Below are 22,562 nucleotides of genomic sequence, written 5' to 3'. Positions count from 1 at the left end.
GACGACAAACGGTAACGATATAGGAGTGACGCTAAGTGCAAGCCAAGCCGAGCAGCTGCTTAACGCCAGAGCAAACAGTCGGGATTCTTAGAGAAATTGCCGAGAATGGTTCGTTTGCTGAGTACTGTATTGCTATTGATCCGAAATATCAGTTGGAATGGTTTCATGCTGAGATTGCTAAAGAGCTGGAGCATGGCTACCGACGCCTTATGGCGGGTGAAGACGTCCGTCTGATGATATTCATGCCACCGCGGCACGGCAAGAGCGACACCGCTACCCAGAAGTTTCCATCATGGGTGTTGGGCAAGAGTCCAAATATTCCAATCGTAGTCTCGTCATATTCTGCTGAGCTAGCCACCGACTTTGGACAAAAAACTAGGGATATAATGCAGTCAGATACGTACAGCGCGATGTTCTCAACGCGTTTGCGTGCAGATGCCCGCGCCAAAGGGCGCTGGATTACTAAAGAGGGCGGCGGGTACACCGCAGTTGGTGTTGGCGGAGCACTAACTGGACGCGGATTCAAGATTGGCATTATTGACGATCCGTTTAAGAACCGTGAGGAGGCAGACAGTCCCGTGATACGTGAAGCACGTGACGGCTGGTATAAGTCAACTTTCTCAACACGTGAAGAAGGTAACTCAATGATCGTATTTATTCTTACGCGCTGGCACGATGATGACTTGGCCGGTCGAGTTCTTAAAGCCTCGCGAGAAGCTAAGGCCAGGGGTGAAGCGTATGACGACTGGAAGATAATCGAATATAAGGCTATCGCCACTGAAGATGATGAGCATCGCAAAGCAGGTGAGGCACTATGGCCTGATAAGTTCTCGCTTGAAAAGCTACTAAAAAAGCGTGCCGAAATGGGTAGCTATGAATTCTCAGCACTGTACCAACAAAACCCAATTGATGAGGAGAACCGCAAGTTCAAGCAATCATGGTATAAATATCGCGAATTCAGTAACGTCTTACAGCGTGATACCTATAACGTCATGACAATCGACCCGCGAGGTAAAGATGATGTAAAGCAAGGTACTGACTACATCGGCATCACCCTCAACTTTATCGACCGCGAAGGCAAATGGAACGTGATATGTTACCGCACGAAGCTATCGGCCACCGACCTAGTAGATCTCATGTTTACTAACTGGAAGCGCTACAACCTACATAAAATCGGTATCGAGGACAACCAATTTACTCAAGCCCTGAAGTCTGTTTGGGAAGAGGAGATGGTGCGTCGTGGCGTCTATATGGATATCGAGCTATTGAAACATGGCGGGCACAGTAAGGCATTACGGATCGAAGCCCTAGTTCCGCGATACGAACGTGGCGGCATCTACCACATCAAACACGGTGATACGAATTTCTGCGAAAACCTAGAGAGCGAACTAAGTATGTTTCCGAAGGCTACCAACGATGATGCAAGCGATTCATTAGCATATCAAGTACAGCTGGCTCAACGCCCAGAGGATGACGTCGACAGCGGTGAGGTGTACAATCAATCGCTTACAGACAGAGACATAACGGCAACTTGGAATTAGGAGGATTGGTATGAAGACAATTAAGCCATCAAATCATTAGGTATTTGCAAAGAAGATAGAAGCATCAGAAAAAACATCGAGTGGTATATTTGTACCTAAAAGTGCAATTGATAACTTGTCACAAGCTGAAGTTATCAATGTGGGCGATTCTGTTAAAGAGTTTAAGCCCCACGACAATGTTATCTACAGAGACTATTCCGCAACAGTTACGAAACTTGACAATCAAGAATACTTGTTAATAACAGATGAAGATATCCTAGGAAAAATAATTGAAGTGGAGGGCTAAGATGAAAAAGTTTGTACCAGAATTTGGCAAAGTTAAGGAAAAGAAACAGCTAGACGATAATAAGACAGTTGAGATTGAGAAGAACTATCAGAACCATAGCATCATTACAACAAAAATGCGTTATGAAGAGCGCTTCCGTGTAAAATCCATGGATGAAGCGCGGAGAAAAGTTCACGATCTGACAGCGCGTATTGAGAATGACGATAGACTGATAGATCCTGCAATTCGTTATGACGGCAGAGCCAAGATGCTATACAGAGGGGTGTTTGATGTCGTGTTCGAGTACACCATCATCAAGTAATGTTTCCTTAATAAACATAATTGTGATATAATACGAGCGTAAACCACTGAAAAAACCAGAGTTTACTGCAAATAACAGTAATCTTTGGAGTAATCAGTGGCTTTTTCTTTTCTAACAGAAGAAAATATCTTTGAACTATACGGTCCTTCTAAAGACCATACCGAAAAGCTTATCGAGCCATTTCCGGAGTTTTCTCGTATTGCTCGAAATAAGCCACATCCAGATATCCCGAAGGCATATCCAAAAACTACCGACGGCACAGCTGCGTCAATTATTATCAAGTCACCGCGTCGTGCAATTCAACAGTTGCCAACTGGTGTAGTCAGTGCTGTTGATGAGAATAGCCCGTGGCCAATTCTTGCTGAGTTTGTCTACCTAGAGAAAATCCTACCTAACGCTAACGCTGAGCATGTTTTGATTCATAAATGCTGGATGACTATGGAGGCCGGTGAGACATTTGGTGGAGTGGCAGTATATACACCGATGCTGTATAAAGATGGTGAGCTATTACCTGACTATATAGTCGTTTCTTGGCGAGATGTATTTATTCAGCCGGGTAAAAAATCTGCTAGCGACAGCAATTATCTATTCATGCGTACGTGGTGGCAAGAGTCTGATGTCGATCAACTTATTGATGAGGAAAAAGAGCGTCGCCGTAAAGCTAAGGAAGAGAATGCCGAATATGAGCCGTCATGGGATTTGGAGGCTCTGGAGGAAATCAAGGACGCTATTATCAGCAAAGATGATAAAGCACAGAACGAAGCCGAGCAGGAACGTTCGCTTGACCCATCAGGTATTGAAATTGTGACCGGTTTTCAGGTTGGTGTTGGTGCAACGTTCTACACATTCAATCCAGCAACTGAAAAGATTGTGCGACGTAAGCAAAATAAAGACCCGCGAGGTAAGATTACCCTTGATTGGTACTTCTATGACACTGACGGTGCCAACCCGTTAGGACGCAGCGTGCTGGAACTAATCGGGCCGCTACAGAACCTTATCGATGGTGATATGCAAGCTTACCAGTACAACCGTGCTATCGCCTTGCAACCTACTACTAATGTTTACGGTAATGTGAACGAGAGGCGATTGAACTTTGGGCCTAACGCCCTGAACAAGATACCCGACCCAAATGCACGTATTGAAGTTATGAACATTGACACGACGGCCTTACGCGAATACCCGAACCTATACGGTTTGCAGAAATCGCAGATGCTCAACCTGGTCAACAGTCCAGACACCTCAATCAGTGCTGAGGTGGGCAATCCTGGCTTTGGCAAGACACCACAAGCACTCAAGACTCAACAAGCACAGCTATCTATTGATGACAACGCATTGCGCAAAGGCTTTGAAGCGTTCTTTGAAGAATGGAGCGAGACAGCTATCAACCTGTATTTTGCTGAGCGTAGCGGAGTGGAGAAAATGCAGCTTGATGATGAAACAGCCGAGAAGCTGCGAACATTGGAGCGTGATGGTCATAACTTGGACGGCGTTGAACTAGATGAAAATAACGTAGTAACTATTGATTTCTCTAAAGCACAAGGCGTATTGAAGTTTAAGATTGATGCCTCAACCACCAAGGTCAACAGCGAAGCAGCACAGCTTGATGCACTAAAAACCCTGATTCAGATACTTGATTCAAGCCAATCGCTCAATCAAGTCGTGCCAATCAAAAAGAAGCTGGCAGCGTGGAACGCAATTGTCGCCAACTCTGGTATCGATGGCCTAGACGATCTGAAGGTTACCGAGGAAGAGATGGAAGAAATGCAGCAGATGCAATCACAGGGGGCACAGCCGATGGAACAGACCGAGAGCGAGACGCCAGAAGCTGAGACAGTAACAGATGAAGCCGCGCCTGTGGAGACACCAACTGAGCTGCAGCAAGCCACTGAACAAAGCATAGTTGATGAATTACGCCGGATCGGCACACCAGAAAACTTAATCGCGGAGGTGCCAAGCATGATTGAAAAAGGCTTTACCGAGGAGGAGATAATCGCCTCAATCATGGGCGTTATTCAGAAAGAGGAGGATGAATAATGGAAGACAATCTATACCCACGTAGTACCGAGTACTTTGTGCCAAATGCTGACATGGATGAGCAACGAGAAAAAGCCAAGCAGGCAGAGGAAGAAGCCGCAAAAAAGGATCTACATAAGTTGCAGCAAATTGTAGACCGATGGAACGAGCGGATCGATTTCTACAAATCAGTTGATGCTATCCCAAAAGAAGCCACAACCGACAAAGAGCAGTTGGCGATTTACATGTTGGCACATAAGGAAGTTGTGCGGATTTTACGAGAGGAAAGGAGTGCATTGGAGAGTATCATCGATCCCATTTAGGGAGGTGTATTGCTTTGGTTGGCTAATCCTCGCTAGTAGCTGACCAAAGGAGCGCATCTCACGCAGCCCAGGTTCGTCACCTGTGATCGACGTCAAAACAATCTAATGAGAAGGAGGGTGCTATGCCGCAAACAGAAGCGGAAAGCCAAGAAGTCGTGAATACCGAGGTAGAGCAGGAGTCTACCCAAGCTGAGTCGACGGCAGCTGAAACGCAAAACTCTGAGGCTTCGAGCGAGCCAGATACCAAAGCAGTTATCTCAGATAGCGGCGAGGTGGTACGTGTCAAAGTCGATAAGTCCAAGGAGGAGGACAAAGAGGGCGAATCCGAGGATGAGTCAGATGAAGACCCGAAGCCGAAACGGGGCAAGGAAGCCCGCCAAGAGCAACTAGAACGCGAGTTAGACGAAGACAATCGAGCTATCCGTGAATTGGTTGCCAGGCGAAACCAAGCGAGAGCTACCCGTCAGCAGTTGGAGCAAGAGCAGGTACAGCAGTATCAGGAAACACCGCCTGAAATGCAAGGCCAGTCGCTACCAACACTAGAGCAGATTATGCAGACGGAGAATCCAGAAACTGGAGATTTCTTCACTGAATTTGAAGCTAAGGCGGTGTTGCAGAACCTACAACTACAGCAGCAGCTAGTAGATATGCAGCAGGCTCAAGAGCAAGCGGCTTACGAAGCCCAAGTCAGTGCATCAATTAGCGGTATGTCGTCAGATGCTGAACGGGCACTCAAGGATTTTCCAGAGTTCGACCCAGAATCTGATGAATATGATCCAGAGCTTGATGCTGATGTGGATGAATTCCTGCAAGGAATGCTTATTTACGACAATGCTGGCAATCTTATTGGTTCGCGAGAAAGTATATATCAACTGTATCAGTCATTCCATAAGGCGAGAGGCGAGAAGCCTAAGCGAACAGTGATAAACGATGCGGGAGATTTCCGCGGTAGCGGTGCCCGAGTCCAAAAGCCATTTGAGAAGATGACCACTGATGAGATGGAAGCTCACCTTCGCCGAAAGGGGCATGACATTTAAGAAAGGCTATAAATATGGCAACTAACACAACTGCAACGCTTTCAGCCGAAATGATCCAGTACTTGGAGAAAAAATTCCTGGAGCGTAGCGAAGCACGCACAATCCATGCTGAGGGTGCAAAAAAGAAAACTTTGGAAAAGAACAGTGGTACAACAGTCACCTTTACTAAGCGTTCACCATTCGCGATGGCAACCACACCGTTGGTTGAGGGTGAAAACCCACAAGAAGACGAGATCAAGAGTAACAAAGTTACTGCGACCTTAAAGGGTTACGGTAAATGGACAAAGATCTCAAGCATGCTGTACAACACATCAATCGATCGTGAAATGAAAGAAACGATTGAAACGATGGGCCAAAATGCTGGCGAAACAATTGATACGTTGGTTCGCAATGTACTGCATCAAGGTGCGACTGTTCAGTTTGCAAACAAGAAGAGCGCCTTAACTGGCATCACTGATGATGACATCTTGACTGTCGCAGAAGTCCGCAAGGCGGTTCGTACACTGAAGAAGAACAATGCTTTAGTCTATCCTGATGGCTACTTCTTGGGTAAAGTCGGTCCAGATACCGCCTACAATATCACCGGCGATGCTGCATGGGTTGATGCTCAGAAGTACACCGGCCGACCAGAGTTGTACAAGGGTGAGCTGGGACGCTTGCACAAAGTCCGCTTTATTGAGGCATCGAGCAACCAGATGGAAGAGAGTAGCACCAAGACTGTCTACTCAAACTTTATCCATGGTCAAGAAGCCTTTGGCGTGGTGGATTTGGCAGGTAGCGGCTTGAAGAAGATTATCATCAAGATGTCTGACAAGGGCGATACCTCCAACCCACTCAACCAGTTCATGACAATTGGTTGGAAAGCTGAAGCATTCGCAGCAGCAGTGCTTGATCCGAAGTGGATTATCAATATTAAAACAGGTGCTAAAGACTAGTTATCTGTAATCGGGGCGGCTCAGGTCGCCCCACCAAAGAAAGGTAAGAATATGGCAGAGAAAAACCAATCAACGCCAACTCCAAACGATATTGATGCTCAGATTGCCGCAGCAAAGAAAGAGGCTGAAGCTAGTGCTGCTGACATCATTGCTCAGGCAAAGGCAGAGGCTGAAAAGATCATTGCGGATGCTAAAGAGACGAAATCAGACGATGATGTTATTAGCCGTAGCGTTTCTAGGCAGGATATTATCGATGCTTACGATGGCGGCATGAGTCACTTGGAGATTGCTAGAAAATTCTATGGTAACGTCAACGATGACAGCATGGCTAAGGTTATCAAGGTGGTCAGCCAGGAGTTTGAGCCACTTGATGGTGTAGATCCAGAAGTTGAAGTTACGGATCCTTGGGGATAAATAGACTATGGACGGAACACGAGAGGGTGAATTGAAACGGTTACATGAGGTTTTTAATAACCCTCTCAAATCCCGTCATGAGCGCAGATTAGCCCACGACACATTCAACAAGATATTACGCCAAGTAAAAGATAAACACCTCACTGAATTACGTCGTAGGCTAATCCGAGCCCATAATGCTGAAGATACGGATATTGCTGAAAAAATAACCGAAGAGATCTACGAGTATTCACGGCGGATGGGGTATGAATAATTAGTAAAATCCGAATCGAAATTAAGTTGCTTGATTTAGTTATCTGGCAGCTTTTTGCTTTTTGTTATAATGAAGATATGACAAGTGAGCTAAAAATCAGACAAAGTGATAGCATTTTTGAGTCTATCAAGCATGAAGATAAGCAAGGTGAGTTCTGGTATGCTAGGGAGCTTGGTGAAGCTCTTGAATACGGGACGTGGGATGGTTTTATGCCAGTAATTACACGAGCTAGAATAGCAATATCTAAAACAGGTGCTCCTGTGGAAAACCATTTTCGAGATGTGTCGAAAATGGTTTCTATAGGGTACGGTAACCCAAGAGCTATAGATGATATAAAGCTTACGCGTTTTGCATGTTATATTATTGCTCAAAATGGCAGCCCCGTTAAAAAACCCAAGATTGCGGAGGCTCAGGCATATTTTGCTATTCAAACACGTAAACAGGAAATGTCAGATCAATACAGACAGGATATGGACAGGCTTGCGCGAAGACGTGAGTTTTCCGAATCAGACAAGAGATTATCCTCCAGTGTCATAGAAGCAGGTACTAGTTCGAGAGGACTGGCGATGATAAAAAACGAGGGCGATAAATCATTTTTTGGCGGTAAAACTAATAAGCAGATGAAAAAGAAGTTAAATACCGGAAACAAGCCTTGGGCTAATAAAGCCCATAATGTTGTGCTAGCAGGCAAAACATTGGCAAACGAGATGACAGCAGCCAATATAGAGAATTACGGAATATCATCATATGGCGCCGTGCTTCACGACAATAACGATAATAATGACGCAGTTAGAACGACTATCCGCAATCAGCAAGGTATGAATCCAGAAGACTTTCCGGCAGCTGAAGATACTGAAAAAATACAGCGCCGTATTAAAAACCAAAGCACACCTAAAATTGATAGCCCTAACCTCTAACTTATGCTATAATAACCCTACAATTAAGCACGAAGTGTGACTCTAAAGAAACGAGAGCGCGTTGTCATCCAAAAAAGAAGGAAGCGTGCGTCGCAGCGTTGTATAAGCAGTAATCTGAGGTGATCGCTAAAGAAATGCGAAACCGCCCAAGTCAGTACGGAGCGAAGGAATAGGCCCCCTGAGTGACCAGACAACAGACGAGAACTCTTATCCAATTTAATAGTAGTTTCACAATTTGGAGATTTGGGGTTTGTGGTGTATACTATAAGCATGATTAACCGTCTTTACCACCACATTAGGCGAATGTTTGATATTCCATCTATTGAAGAAGTCGCTGCATATCAGCATAAAATGCCAGGGAGTATTTATGTTAAGACTTCCTATGATAAAAAGACGAAGTTCTATACTGCAACTATCACTAGTCTTGACAGGGAAAAGGTCACCGCACTGCTCATTACAGAAAGTCGTGATGCGGCAAGGCTTGTTGAGAATGTAAATGACCTGCTGCTCACCTACTTGGATATACCAGAACGGATTAAGCCAAGTATGCCGAGACTATTGCCAGAAGATATAGACTATGCAAGTCGACTAATCAAAAACACCCAGCTTGTATTGGCAAAATAGATGTCTGAGTTTTATCGCTCAATCAGAACAAAGAAGCTTATAGCGCTGCTGGTGCGGCACGGGTTTATTAGTAAACTGGGGTCAAAGCACGGCAAGTATGTCAGAGAGTCAGACAATAAGACTGTCATCGTGCCAAGACACCGCGTGCTATCCTCTGGAACGTCAAAGCAGATATGTGAGTATCTCAATACAAAATGCGACATAGCTGCCGAGGAGCTCGCAAGGCTGTTTTAGTGAGTGATAGCTGTGCAGTATGGGGTGATACGTTGACTTTTCACCCCTGTTGTGCTAGAATGTAAGCATGAAAAAGGCTATAGTCATCACCGCCATTGTAGCCCTCGCAGTAGGTGCTGGTGGTGGTATGTGGCTAAAGACTCACCTGGATGCTCAAGCAGTCGCTAAAGTAGCTCAGGAGCAAAAGCAGGAGCAGCCGAAGAGTAAGTACGACGTTGGTCCCGTAGATGCACAGGAAATGCTAGAACTGGTGAACAAAGAGCGTGCCAAGGTTGGTGTGGCACCACTGAAAATCGATGAAAGACTAAACGCCAGCGCCCAAGAAAAAGCAGATGATATGCAGAAGCGTGATTACTATGGACACGAGTCGCCTGACGGTATTGAAGGCTTCTCGCTCGTATTCAGGCACATGCCAGGCAAGTGCCGGTATGCCGGTGAGAATCTAGCTTCGCTACCAGACGCTTCAAACAATAGCCGCACCGCTATAGATACTTGGATGCATTCTACCAAGGGTCATCGTGAGGCGATATTGAATCCTAAGTATAGTTTGATTGGCTTTGGCGTAGCTAGAGATAGACATAACACCTCGGTTGTTCAGCATTTTTGCGAACTCAACAAATAACATTAGTATATAGTACAAACCCCAAATCTCCTTATCTCACGAAGGGAGATTTTTTGTATGAACGGAAATGCATCATACCGTCAATATCTTCAATACCACGCTAACAATCACCCATCAGCTGCTAAACGCGCCGAAGCTCAGGCGCTTTTGAACGTGGTCGGTGATGATCAGCGTATCAATGGTAATTTCTTAACCGGTGAGCGACATGGACTATTTGGAATGCAGACAAGGGAGCAGAGATCGAATGGATATAGTGCTTCGTCTGTTAATCGCTCGGTCAACCCGTGGTGGCAGAACTCGTATAACAGCTGGAGACAAGCTCGCCGAGGAGGCGGCTCTGATCCAGGTGGTAACCAGAACCTCAACCTCGGCTACTATGGCGGAGGTGGTGGAGGCGGCTACTACGGTGGAGGCAACCGTGCCAGTGCTGCTCAGCTAGCAGAATACGATCAAGGTATTGGTCAGCTAGAGCATGGGCTAGGTCGTATAGATAGTCAACTAGGTGTACGCCTCGGTAATATTAGCGGTCAGTATAATACCAAGAAAAACGAACTTCGCAGCTCATGGAACCGTGCAGAAGGACAGTTCAACGACCAGACACGCCAAAACCAGCAGCAACGCCGCACCAACATTAATAATATTAACGACCGCTCGGCTGTAGGACTCCGCGGGTTGCTTCGTTCACTCGGTAGCATGGGTGCTGTTGGCTCAGATATGCAATTAGCCGGTCGTGCAGTGCAGAATCAGGCTAATCAGCAGCGTTCCGGTGCGGGTCAGACCTATGCGCAAAACCAACGACAAATCGATACAACATGGGGTCAGTTTAAGAACGACTACGCAGATGAGGATAAGAAACTTAATGACTGGAAAGCGAATGAAGACAGTGCAGCACGTCAGGCGTCTCAGACTACCCGCCAGAACCTCTTGACACAGCTCGCTCAATTACGTAGTCAAAAAGCTGCCGCACAAGGCGCGAATGGTGCTAATGCAGCTCGTGCTGATCTGGCTCGTGCAAATGCTCTGTCGGGTGAAATTGACAGTCTTGGTCGTCAGCAAAATACCTACACCGGTAACAAGGTTCAGTACAACGCAAAAGACCTCGACAGCTACAAGGTAACGGGTGATACATCGGTCGGTGTATCCAATCCAGCAGCACCGGGTAGTGACCCAACACTCAACATCTACAACACTCGCCTCAATCAAGAGGAAGAGCGTAAACGTCAAAACCAATACCTGTAAGTAAGTGAGGAGGGGATTAGAGAATGGACTTTTTTCAGAGATTAGGTAACTTTTTCACCGGCAAAGGCTGGGTTAATGATGATGAGAAGCGGCGCAGAGAGCAGCAAGTTCAGCCGCAACCTCAGCAATCACAGCCGCAGCAGGTACAGCAACCACAGCTGAATGGCCAGCCGCGGTTCAATACACCGTGGGCTAACAGCGGTAGTGGCAGTTTGGGACAGTTATCACAACCGGCTCAACCAAAAGTTAATCTCAATCCTCTCCAACAAGTCAATCAGGCAACGCAGCAATTAAACATTAATAGCCAGAATAACCAGTCTAGGCCGCAGGTAACTGTAAATGATGCTCCAAAAATGCTTACTCCCGAGGGTCAGCAAGATTGGGCCAACAAGCAGAATAAGCAGATCCAGATACAAAACGCGGTTAACCAGCCAATCCAGCAGCCAAAGCCACAACCAACTCAACAACCGCAACCTCAGCTACCCAAGCCAGCTCTGGTGCAGCCTCAAGCAACAAAGCCACAACCAGTAATTAATCCCAATATAGCCAGCATGCAGAACGGCTTGTCGCGAATGGGAATCGACACCAACCCTGTTCATACCGCCATCCAGCGTGCTAACGAGGAGGTGAATCAGTATAAAACTGATCAGACTCGTCGCCAAGACATCATAGACAACAAAATGCGCGCACGTGGTGTCAGTGAACCAGAAATCCTCAGTAATCGTCAAGAGCGTATTCGATTAGAGAATGAGGCTAATGCGGCCGCTGATCAAGCACGACGGTCGCGCAACATGGCGGATATCGTGGGTATGGCGACCGCACCAGCCCGCTCGGTTACTAGCTTTGCAAAAGGTGCAGTAGATGGTGCAGGCCGTACCGTCGGTGATACTGGCGATAAATTAGCTTTGGCAATCTCTGATGCTATGTATGGTATTACTGGAGACGAAAAATATAATAAAGCACGTCAAAATATTGTTGAGCAAGGTAAGCAGCGCAATGCACAGTACGATAAACAGTTTGGTGTACTTAAGAAAAATAATGCTGATGTTGATGTGGCGTATGAGTTGGGCCAGAGCGGCCAGAGGCTGGTACAAGATCTCGGTACAGGTGTAGCGACGGCTGGTGTAGTTCCAGTTGTGCGGCAGTTTGCGGAAAATGCCGCAGACTTTGTAACTGACGCTAACGCTCATGGCAAAAACACTCGCGACGTACTAGGCGCGGCTTACGCCAATGCGGCAGTGCAGGCTGCTATTGAAAAAGTAGGACTAGATAAGGTACTGACACCCGGTGGTAAAACCGTTGCTCGGCGGATGGTCAAAAGTGCCCTAGCGGAGGGTGGTGAAGAAGCAGCTCAGCAACTAACGGAAAATGCATTCGCTAAGCATACCTATGACCCTAGTCGTAAATATTCAGAAGGGGTTATTAAAAGCGCCCTTATGGGTGCAGCGCTTGGTGGTCCAGCTGGTGCGGGTAACTTTGGCGGCGTACGACAGACAGGTAATCATCCATCAGCGACAATGAGCGCACAGATTGCTCAGAGCCAGCAAACACAGCAACAAACTCCTGGCAAGCTTGAGCAAGAAGCACTAGCGCAGCGCCAAGTTCGACAGGTTCAAAATCAGGATACTGGATACTCATCATTCTATCGGCGTCCATCAGATAACAGGTCATTGCGTCAAGCGGCAGAAGTCAGTGCAGTCAATACACAAACCAGTCAAGCCCACCCAATTCAATCGATCAATGTCAACCGGACAGTAGAAACTACTATGCCAAATGCGAGCCCTGCCCTCAAGCAGGCCGTTAGTCGAAACATATCCGACATCCAGCACGGCGATACCAACGCTATTGCTACTCGCCAGCAAACCACTGGTAAGCTAGAAAACTACCTTATCGAGCAGGCTACTCAGAACGTACAGAATACGGTGGCGCAGGATGTGCGATATAAGCTAAGCCCAGCACAAGAGGAATACTTTAAGAATTCTAAAATCCGAGACGAAAACGGTAATCTTAAGACTGTATACCATGGTACAAATAGTGAGTTCGACCAATTTAGTCCATTAGCCGGCTCATCAAGTAGCACGCGGAATAGGTGGGGCGAGGGTAACTATTTAGCATACGACAAAGATATGGCTAACGACTACGGAGTCAATCTAAAAGAAATGTATGCGAACATCACCTCCCCAATAACTAACAACCAAAAAACTGTCTCATTTGAACAGTATGACGCCCTATATCGACGAATAAATAACGGCGAGCCAGCATATCGTGAAGATTATGATGTGTACGATAACGATATGGACTTGTTGTGGGATATTACTGACAATGGGCAATGGAAAAAATATGCTCAAGATATCAAAGACACTACTGGCAAAGATGGTGTGATTATGGATGATATGGCAATTACTTTTAGCCCAAGCCAAACCAAATACATCGACAACCTCAATCCGACAGACGGTCCAGATATGCGGTATAAAGCTAATAGTACAGCTAATAGTACAGCACGTACAGAACTAGAAGAACTCCAGCAATCCAGTGAACTCCTAGCACGCCATCTGCGACTAACAGGTGATGAGCGTCTTGTATTCAATGAATGGCAAAATGAAATGCAGAGGAAAGCCTTGGGTTACTATAATCCAGAAACTGATACTATCAACCTAAATAAGCTTTCTGAGGATACTCTGAACCATGAATTGGGCCATAAAATCCTAGAGCGCGCAGATAATAAACAGGAGCTTCTAGACACTATCCGTGAATCTTACGGTGATGACTATCTCATTAGTAAATACGGCAAGGAATATGGAGATAGTGACATTAACCTGCTAGCCGAGGAGCAGCTAGCTGATGGCTTTAGTGAATATTACAACGGTAAATTACATGGCGAAGATGCACCACGCCTTGCAGCTCGCTTACATATTCCGCAGCGCATTGTTGCTATCTACGACCGCATCACCGAAGCCATAAGAGGACTTATTGGTAAGCAGGATATCATCAAGCAGTTTTACGCCCAAATGGAAACAGGAAAGTTCAGAAACACCAAACAGCAAGTACCTGGCGGCGATGGGCGAGTGAGGACGATGAGTCTTGATTCAAATAAAGCACTCGAAACTATTAAAAAATTTGATGATGTATTGCGTGGAATACGCAGAATCACCAAGCTTGACGTTATTAGCAATGAGACCGCAGCTAAAATACAGCAGGCTACTGGAATTGATGTGCGTGGTGGTGCTTCCATCGAACTAACAAACAAAAACGCGATACATATTCATAATCGTCATGTTGTAAACCCTGATGATTCACTGCCGCTCAGCGACTATGACATAGCTGCCCTTCCAGAGATAATAAAAGACCCAGATACAATCACTAAAGAAAAGGTAGTTCGTGGTGCACAAAGAATAAAATTTGAGCGCGAGATGGAGGGGAATAAAAAAGCTATTGTCGAGGTAATTAAAAAAGGCAACGCACTGAACGTGGTTACCTACTTTAATGATTCGTCATCTGGCCGACCAAATACTGATAATACAGTCAGTGGTTATACGTCCGAAACGGGGCAATTACAGTCCACGAATCTTAACGATAGTGTAGCAAACAATACCCAAAATGTCAATACGGATAATCGTTACCAGCATCCTCTTCAAGAAACCATTAACGACATCCAAGATAATCCAAAGCCAAAGATGACCAAGGAGTTGCGCCAAGCCATTGATGCACGAATAGCTGAAACTAATCCAGAGTTATTTATGGATCAAGAAACTAACATCATGGGTGGTGACACAAATTGGAATATACCACGCATCCATGTTGATGATCTAAGACACTATCTAGGAAACCTGGCAGAAGACATACCAGCTGCCTACAGGCGTCGTACAGGTAAGCGAGATATTGATACTGTTGCTCAGGAAATGGGCTATGACAATATTGATAGATTTGTTCAAGAACTACAGCGTGCTGCTGAATCACGCCGTCGAGTCCGTGAAAATAAGCAAATGATTGATGAATTACGAAAAGACCCAGAAATTGTTGCCTTAGCTCAGCAGGATGTCGAAAAAGCATCTCAAGAGCGTATGCGTGCGGATAAAGAAACAAAAGACAGTGCGTGGAGCGAAATTAGAGATATTTTGGATTACCGTAAAGCGGCTCTGTCCGACGGCAATACGCAGGATGTGGCAGATGCGGATATGCAGATCAGTACTATTGCGCAAGGAGCGGGCATTAAGAAAACAGAGCTGCAACAGTTCATCAAAGAATATAATGCCACTGTTCATCGAGAAAACCTAGAAGCATCCTATGATGTGACAGAGGATACACCAGCACCTGAGTCTACCCAGACAAGACAGTATGGCAGCAAAGATAAGTTTGGCAGGCTAGATAAGGGCAATATTATTACTCGCGGTAATCTCTATGACCAAACAAAGGTTGGTGTCGATGATATCACAGACAAGCCGGTGCGGGATGGTGATTGGGAATATCGACAGCATAAGCGTCGCATCTTTGACAAAGAAACCAAGCGATGGAATACACTTCAGCAGTTTGAGCGGCGATTTGTTGGCGAGGGTAGTGATGGTGAATGGAAGCCATACTCAAGGGCCGCCTATACGTGGTACAACGATAAAACCATAGACAGTCTATCTCAAGATGAAAAAATCCAAAGAGCAGTCCAGGAGGCGCGTCGTGAGGGCACGGTGCAAGACTTTATCGCGTCGCGACAACCACGCTACGGAAAGAGCGGTAGAGTCGTTGGTGAGGAAATTGTTACCAGCCCAATCAAAAACCCAGAGAATGTTGCTGTGGATGGTGGTTTGGTGCGTGATCGCAAGACGGGCGAAGTGCTCGGAAATCACGTGGAGGTTACACCATTTGGTGCCGTCTATCAAGTTGGGGGTAAAATGGCAGTGTTAGAGGAGGATACTTTTAGAACTCTTAAGAATAAATCTGGTGTATTTGACACATTTGCACGAGCCAGTATTAAGAACGCTGGCGAAAACGCGGAGCAATACCTCAACTTAGTTGATGAAGCGCGCACGGCTAACGCAAATGCAAAACAGGAGATTGTTAAAGTGAGGCAAGAGGCGGAGGGTGCCGCCGCTGAGGCTATGCAGTATAAACCACGCAAAATGTCTACAAATGGCTTTTTCAGGGCAGCTGGAGAATACATTGAAGACAAGGTGCCGATGAGTGACGACATTGATGGCAAGGTGGTAACGTTCAAAACGAAAGATGAGGCCTTTAGACATTGGTATGGTGAAACTACTCTCGATGGAGTCCGGCAATATGATAAAACCATGCGCAGCCTATATGACAGGCTCATCAATGCAGCCAATGCAGTTCGACGTAAACTGGGTCAGCCAGAGATAGAGTACCGCAAGGATTATATGGCACACATTTGGGAAGATGGCGGTCTACTTGAGCAGTTAATGAACGATACTGTTATCAGTACATTTGGCATTCATGGAGACTTTGCCGCAAATGGCCGAGGTACAATACCGGCTTGGATCGTTGGCCGTTCAGACATGACAAAGCCGATGAAACGGTTTAATAAGCATGAGCTAGCGCGAAAGGGCGCAGAGGGCTATGTTCTCGATCCACGAGTTGCAATCGCAAAGGCGTCGGAGGCAATGATACTCAACACCCACCTGGAACCAGTTATCGCCAAGGGACGGTCTATGCAGTCAGCGATAAGTGCTCTAGACACTGCGGATAGAGAAATGATGGGTGCGGAAAAAGAGTTTTCGCGCTATGTTAGCGAGGATTTGGAGAATATGGGCATACCAGCTATTAAGAATGTAGGGTCAAGCCAGAAGCAGGCTCTGGGTGACTTCGTCAATGCTTTGGCTGGTAAGTCGAGTGCAATTGATCGTCCATTTCTGGATAGGATACCGAAAACGATGAGGGTCATCCGGTCCTTAGAAGCCCTGAATGGTGCCAACAAAATCATGGGTAATATATCATCTACTATGGCGCAGGCACTAAACCTGCCAGATACCGTTCGTGATAATGGTCTCAAAAATACCGGCTGGGCAATAACCCATCTTCGCAATCAAGAAGTGCGCCGCATGTGGCAGAAATCACCATTCCTTACAGAGCGCTATACCGAAACTGGTGGTAAGTTTGACAGGAACTGGTGGCAGAAAACGCAAAGCATTGTATCAAAGGCGACATTGCTTGATACCGTTGAGAAGACGTTTGTTCGTATTAACTGGACGGCTAACTATAGTCGCCTTAAATCACAAGGACTAACAGGTCGGGATCTAATCACGCAAACCGATCGAGCTACAGCACGCGCGGTTGGCGATAGGTCTCTTGGTGGTATGCCAGAAGTCCATAAGTCAGCTATTGGTAAGATGTTCTTACAGTTTACCTATGAGACGAGCGAGAACTGGAAGAATAACATGGAACACTTCAGGGCTATGGGCAGTAGCTTAAAGCATAAACAATTTAAGCAATTTGGCGGTTACGGTGTACGTATGGCTGAAGCATTTGCTGTGGCAATGGCTATGAACTACCTGTGGAAGTCGATTACTGGAAGTGAGCCGCTCATGGATATATATGGTGCAATCCAAGACGCGATCGCGAATGCCAATAAAGATGATGAAGATAAAACCAAAAAGCAGCCTATATTGTACGGTGCAACAGTGATAGGGTCTCAGATTGCCAAGGCGGCTCCGGGAGGGTCGGCTATGATTAATACTATTCCAAAGAGCACTCGAGAAGACTGGTTTGGCAAAGATAGTGATTTTGGTCGTTTTGAAGGTGCAACTGGTGTTGTACAAACGGCGGTAAACACTATTGACTCAGCACAGAAAGCAGCGACTGGAAATTGGAATGGTGCTACAAAGAGCGTATTGGGTGTCGTGCCAATGGGTAATCAAATACGCAAAACGACGTCTGGCGTCGGTACGATGCTTGATGGTGTGTCAAAGACAGATTCTGGCCAAGTCGTGGCGCCGGTCAATAACGATACTGCAGATTGGTGGAAATGGGCCAGGGCAGCCATGTTTGGTAAGAATGCCATTGATGAGGTACAGCAGTCGTACGCCAACAAGACCTCTCCATTGTCAGATAAACAAGCCGAAGTATACAACCAATTACGTAAGGGTGCCGGCATGGAAATAGCCAATAACTTCATTCAAGATGTCAACAAACAGCGCGAAGCCGAGAAGCGGCTGAGGGCTATCGGCAAAAAAGCGTCAGCCTCAGGATCTGGTGAAAGTGCTGCCGCTTTTGCTAAAGCCCAAGCTGAAGAGAACATCAAGATGAATAGTGGTGAATGGAAAACGCAGAACGGCTTGATCGTCAACAAGAAGGGTGAAGTTCAAAGGGAACACTACAAGAAACTTGCCGAGGGCCAGGGTAATAGCAACGAGGCTTATTCTAATTGGATGAAGGCCTACAATATTGATGGTGCCTCGACTGTCAAAAAAGAATTCAACTCATCAAACGATATCCTTAACAAACTAGAGAACGGTGAGAAGAAAGCCAATAAAGCAAAGAGTGCGGTGGACATCTTTATGGGTAAGCATAAAGACCTACCAGATTGGGCAAAGGAGCGCTACTATAAGGAGTCTGGCTACAGTAAGGATCAGATCGAGTACGGAGCAATGACCACCCACAAGGAGGTCAGTCTAATGGATAACTACTGGCGTCAGAAGGCACAAGAATCATCCCACGAGGAGCTGATGCAAGCACTCACTAACGGACGGCGCAAGAGTATCATTGGGCAAATGTTTGCCAAGAATGGCGTTATCAACAAACTGCGTGCTGAGGGGTATATCACTAAGTGGGAAGCACGAGCACTCAATGCTGCTCAGTTTGACGTAGATGGTAACAGAATTACCAAAGAGGGCTCGGGTGGCGGAAATGGCTGGGGCCGCGGTAGGGGTAGTCGAGGAGGGCGTGGCGGCCAGTCCGCCAACTCTGGTGTCGCCTCTATAGGAATAAAAGCTGCAGCGAACATGTCGTCATCCGCAGCGAAAGCAAATCAAACTTCGGTCAGCGGTATGAGTATTAACCAGATTGGCCAAAACCTGATCAGTAAAATGAATACCCAGAAGCAGGTGAATGCTGCTCTAAAGCAATGGAACGGTGCAAGCAGAAGCAAAAAGCCAAAAGTCCACACGGGTAAAGCATAATTATGATAAATTATGCTATAATAGTAACCAAGAAAACAGCGTGACCTAAAAAACACGGAGCGTCTGGCAACAATAAGCCGGCTCCGTGTTTTTAATTTAGGGAAACGCCATGAACACTACACAGCTTGTATCAGCAGTCATGCTAAAAGCTACTGGTAAAGTACGAAATCTACCAGAAACCGACAAGAAGTATCAGAAAATACTTGGTATTGCTAATATGTATATTCCTGTATGGCAAAGTGAGCCAAATGTTGATTGGCAATCCTTATACGATCCAGCATACACGATCGATACTTTATCGACAGATCAAGCATACGCTATTGATATGACCAAGGTGGCAAAAGTAAGCGACGTACTAGGCGATACTATCAAGGTTAAAAAAGATGGGCGGGAGCGCGACTATACTACGGTCCCACCAGAGCAAGCAGGGATGTACAAGGGGCAAAACTGCTGCACCATTGCCGGCAACAAGCTAATATTCATTGATCCTATTAGGAGTGATGACCATATGATAGGCGGTCAGATAACAATACCTGTTTATCTTCATGCACCTTTACTCACCAACCAAAGCAGTATAGTGCCTGTAGACAATCCAATGTGGCTTGTGACCATGTGTGCTGCTGAATACGCGCGTAACGACATTCTTTTACAAAATCAATACAGCAACCTCGTCGAAGAGGCCAATCAGTTAATGCAAAAAATGATTGAGAATAATGCTGCTCAAGTAAGTTGTCGACCGCTACATATTATCCCGGGGGTGTCTGATATATGCTAAAGCCTGCCAAAAATATGAAAGCGCCAAAGATACAACGATTGGCGGTTCAGGACTGGCAGAATGGTGTGGTAACAGCCTTTGATGATGGGCGGTCCCCATTGAGAGGCTTACGAGCAACTGAGAACATGATACTTGATCAGGACTCAGTTATCACAACAAGGTGCGGTACAGCAAAGTATGGGCCGCAGCCACTAGGCAAAATACTAGGGGAGCTAGCTGAATTTCGTAGTACAACCAAAAATGGATCAATCAACTGGTTAGCTTGTTTACAACGAATCAAGGATAAGACAAAGCTATGTATTGCTAAGGGCGAAGATCCTGCATGGCAAGTAATTGAAGGCAAGGAATACCATGAATCAGCACGTGGACATTTCAAGCAAATACGCAATAACCTCCTAGTCATGAATGGTGAAGACACTCTAAGCTACCTAGACATCCCTACGATGAAGATCGTAGCATTTCAGAAAATAGCAGACCCAGCAAAGCCGACGCTAGATAAGAACGTAGGGCTAACTGGTACGGGGTTTAAGGTATTCTATGCGGTCACTTTTAACTCTACTGTCGGCGAAACAGCGGGGTCACCGCTACTATCTCAGGCAATATCTGCCGATCGTGATATGTGGAATGCTGAAAAGCAGAATTTGTCCATCAAACGACCAGACAGTACGGAGGCAAAGTCGTGGAATATTTACTGTGGTGTCGGTGTAGATGGCGGAGGTGAGCCAACGCTATATCGATTAGCGGCCGCACTGCCGATGGATCAGACGATATTTATTGATAATGGATCTCGTAGCCTAGATATGTCTGTACCGCTACCGAAGGACAATAATACAGCTGGTCCAAAATCGACGCGGGCTGATGTGATTAATGGTCGTATTTGGATGACGGGAGATAGAGACAATCCATTTTATGTCTGGCGTGGTGGTGATTATGGTCATGAACTAGATTTCTCACCAGGATACGGCGGTGGATACACGCCGGTCGGTAGCGGCACAAAGGAGGTCCCATTTGCGGTAAGACCGTACCGGGATGGCAAGGGAGACCCAAAGGTTACTGTGCTGTCTAACGGTACAAACGGTACTGGTAAGCGATTCTATATCACTCCAACAAATATCACCTATGGTGAGGATACAATCACTGTTTGGCAGGTACAGGAGGATACTGGTGCGGATGGTACAGATAGCCCCGATGCTGTAGTTATTTATAACAATGATTTGCTATATCCAAGCCGTGGTGGGTTCAATACAACTGGTACTCTGCCTCAGTTACAGAATGTGCTATCGACGCGACGTATTACCAATACCATTCAAGATGCAATCAGTAATCTTAATAGCAAGGCTATTGAAAAAGCAGTTGGCTTAGCATTTGAGGGTCGAGTGTATTGGGCACTACCTGTTGCAGCTGACTACAACAATCAGATATGGATTTATGACACTGATCGTAAGGGTGCATGGATGAAGCCGTGGAATATCCGTGCTGATTGGATGACGCTGTATAACGACAACTCTGGTATAACTCACTTTCTAATTGTCCAAGAAAATAAAATCGTCGAGCTGTCGAAGGGCGCAAACACTGTTGATGACGGAAAACCATTTAACACCAGCGCACAAAGTGGGCAGCTAAGGTTTGAGGAGACAGGTCGCGACTGGGCGCGAGTTTTGCGTGCAGTGTTCGTCCTGCTTAGACCACAAGGTCGCATCAATCTAACTGCCACAGTTAAGACCGAAGATGGGCTACAGACATTCACAGAAACAAGATTTTTCGGCGCATCATCAAGCCGCACTGGCTGGAGTGAGCCGGGGGTCGGATGGAGCACTATCGGCTGGAGTCAGATAAAGGGTATTCCGGAGACATTTAACTCTGCAAGCGAGGAAGTAGAACTGGAGATAGATGAAGACGCCCACTGGGTGCAGTATGGCTGGAGTTCATCTGATCCAGGAGTGAGTTACTCAATGTCGAGAGTGGTATTTGAGTACGTCAATATTGGCACAAAAGATCTAAGTTAAAGGAGGAACAATCATGGCAAGTGTCAGCGATAAAATTACAAAAACAATGCAAGGTAGCAATCCTAATGTGGCAAGAGTTGTTAGTCCGCGAGCTGCTGGTTCTGATACATTACAGGTAGACAGTCTGTCGGGCTGGAATGAAGACACCGCGACACACTTTATGTCGTATCGAGTTGATTCAGCCGGCAAAGTAGTGGCTGGTAGTCAAAGAGACTGGAAGGGTATTGCCAACAAGGCAACAGGCCAAATTATTAGTCTTTCGCTTCAAGCTGGCGCAGTCGATGACGGTAATCTGGTCGGTGATATTATTCAGGCCGGTCCCACCGCTAGTTGGTCTAACGACTTGGCAAGTGCACTTCTCGAAACGCACAACACCGATGGTACGCTAAAAGACCATATAATAGAGGATAAAAACATCGCAAAGAAATCTATTACTGCTGAAAGTATCAAGGACGGTGGTATTACAGCCGACAAGATCAATTTAGCGACTGCTCAAAGCCTCGGATATTCAATCGCTGCGGCCAATCTTGACAGCACAAACTACTACAATGCTGGTAGCAACCGCTCACGACTCAAAAAGCAAATTATTCAGCGTGGCAATATCACGATCGATGGTGAGAGAAATGAATTTGTTATCGGAGAGAATGTGAAAACGGTTGAGATTACAGGAACGGTCATGGCAGAAGAGCTAAGGACATACCTATACCTGATTGTCCAACACAAAAAGAAGGACCAAGAAGATAAGAAATACAAACAGGTTGTACATGCCCTTGGTGCTCCTCATACAGGCTATGCTGGCGTAACAGTTTATGGAGTTTTGCACGTGGAAGCTGAAGACAGGATATCAGTATTGCATGACTGCACGGGTATGGTGCGTGGACAGTATTCAAATATTACTGTTAAGTCGATTGCTTAG

Annotated in this window: 18 protein-coding genes; all 18 read left to right on the top strand. The window is 46.1% G+C overall.

Translation table 11 applies throughout. The features are described 5' to 3' along the window. The first annotated feature begins 35 nt into the window (after positions 1-35). The 18 genes from GWK74_02915 (at position 36) to GWK74_02830 (ending at position 22,562) form a co-directional block, all read left to right on the top strand. Positions 36-1,541, top strand: coding sequence for a hypothetical protein (locus GWK74_02915; protein QHU90457.1), 1,506 nt, complete (start codon positions 36-38; stop codon positions 1,539-1,541). Between the two features lie 55 nt (positions 1,542-1,596). Next, positions 1,597-1,827: a co-chaperone GroES gene (groES, locus tag GWK74_02910; protein QHU90847.1), complete on the top strand. Its 231-nt coding sequence runs from the start codon at positions 1,597-1,599 to the stop codon at positions 1,825-1,827. Then, positions 1,811-2,128 (top strand): hypothetical protein, encoded by a 318-nt coding sequence (locus GWK74_02905; GenBank protein ID QHU90456.1) that lies wholly within the window; start codon positions 1,811-1,813, stop codon positions 2,126-2,128. Before groES ends, GWK74_02905 begins: the two co-directional genes overlap by 17 nt. Before the next feature lie 96 nt (positions 2,129-2,224). Next, positions 2,225-4,162, top strand: coding sequence for a hypothetical protein (locus tag GWK74_02900; GenBank protein ID QHU90455.1), 1,938 nt, complete (start codon positions 2,225-2,227; stop codon positions 4,160-4,162). Continuing rightward, positions 4,162-4,464: a hypothetical protein gene (locus tag GWK74_02895; protein QHU90454.1), complete on the top strand. Its 303-nt coding sequence runs from the start codon at positions 4,162-4,164 to the stop codon at positions 4,462-4,464. The genes GWK74_02900 and GWK74_02895 overlap by 1 nt, the downstream gene beginning before the upstream one ends. Before the next feature lie 122 nt (positions 4,465-4,586). After that, complete coding sequence (locus GWK74_02890; GenBank protein QHU90453.1) at positions 4,587-5,501, top strand: hypothetical protein; 915 nt, start codon at positions 4,587-4,589, stop codon at positions 5,499-5,501. A 14-nt stretch (positions 5,502-5,515) separates the two neighbouring features. Then, on the top strand, positions 5,516-6,436 hold the full coding sequence (locus GWK74_02885) for a N4-gp56 family major capsid protein (GenBank protein QHU90452.1): 921 nt from the start codon (positions 5,516-5,518) through the stop codon (positions 6,434-6,436). A gap of 51 nt (positions 6,437-6,487) precedes the next feature. Beyond that, positions 6,488-6,850: a hypothetical protein gene (locus GWK74_02880; protein ID QHU90451.1), complete on the top strand. Its 363-nt coding sequence runs from the start codon at positions 6,488-6,490 to the stop codon at positions 6,848-6,850. Positions 6,851-6,857: 7 nt separating this feature from the next. Then, a complete protein-coding gene (locus GWK74_02875) occupies positions 6,858-7,103 on the top strand; it encodes a hypothetical protein (GenBank protein ID QHU90450.1) in 246 nt (81 codons plus the stop codon). A 77-nt stretch (positions 7,104-7,180) separates the two neighbouring features. Further along, positions 7,181-8,020 (top strand): DNA damage-inducible protein D, encoded by an 840-nt coding sequence (gene dinD, locus GWK74_02870; protein QHU90449.1) that lies wholly within the window; start codon positions 7,181-7,183, stop codon positions 8,018-8,020. A 270-nt stretch (positions 8,021-8,290) separates the two neighbouring features. Next, positions 8,291-8,644 carry a hypothetical protein gene (locus GWK74_02865; protein ID QHU90448.1) on the top strand — a complete coding sequence of 118 codons (354 nt, stop codon included), beginning with the start codon at positions 8,291-8,293 and terminating at the stop codon, positions 8,642-8,644. After that, on the top strand, positions 8,645-8,878 hold the full coding sequence (locus GWK74_02860) for an addiction module toxin, HicA family (GenBank protein ID QHU90447.1): 234 nt from the start codon (positions 8,645-8,647) through the stop codon (positions 8,876-8,878). A 67-nt stretch (positions 8,879-8,945) separates the two neighbouring features. Further along, a complete protein-coding gene (locus GWK74_02855; protein QHU90446.1) occupies positions 8,946-9,500 on the top strand; it encodes a hypothetical protein in 555 nt (184 codons plus the stop codon). A gap of 57 nt (positions 9,501-9,557) precedes the next feature. Continuing rightward, the gene (locus GWK74_02850) at positions 9,558-10,739 is read left to right on the top strand and encodes a hypothetical protein (protein QHU90445.1); all 1,182 of its coding nucleotides are present in this window, start codon (positions 9,558-9,560) and stop codon (positions 10,737-10,739) included. A gap of 23 nt (positions 10,740-10,762) precedes the next feature. After that, complete coding sequence (locus tag GWK74_02845) at positions 10,763-18,865, top strand: hypothetical protein (protein QHU90444.1); 8,103 nt, start codon at positions 10,763-10,765, stop codon at positions 18,863-18,865. Between the two features lie 109 nt (positions 18,866-18,974). Continuing rightward, complete coding sequence (locus GWK74_02840; protein QHU90443.1) at positions 18,975-19,640, top strand: hypothetical protein; 666 nt, start codon at positions 18,975-18,977, stop codon at positions 19,638-19,640. Continuing rightward, positions 19,634-21,646 (top strand): hypothetical protein, encoded by a 2,013-nt coding sequence (locus GWK74_02835; GenBank protein QHU90442.1) that lies wholly within the window; start codon positions 19,634-19,636, stop codon positions 21,644-21,646. Before GWK74_02840 ends, GWK74_02835 begins: the two co-directional genes overlap by 7 nt. 13 nt (positions 21,647-21,659) lie before the next feature. Beyond that, positions 21,660-22,562, top strand: a complete 903-nt coding sequence (locus tag GWK74_02830; GenBank protein ID QHU90441.1) for a hypothetical protein — start codon at positions 21,660-21,662, stop codon at positions 22,560-22,562.

It is taken from the genome of Candidatus Saccharibacteria bacterium oral taxon 488 (genome assembly GCA_010202115.1).
GTDB lineage: Bacteria > Patescibacteriota > Saccharimonadia > Saccharimonadales > Saccharimonadaceae > Nanosynbacter.
Note: the sequence above shows the minus strand (reverse complement) of the source record. Positions and strands in the feature narration are given on the sequence as shown.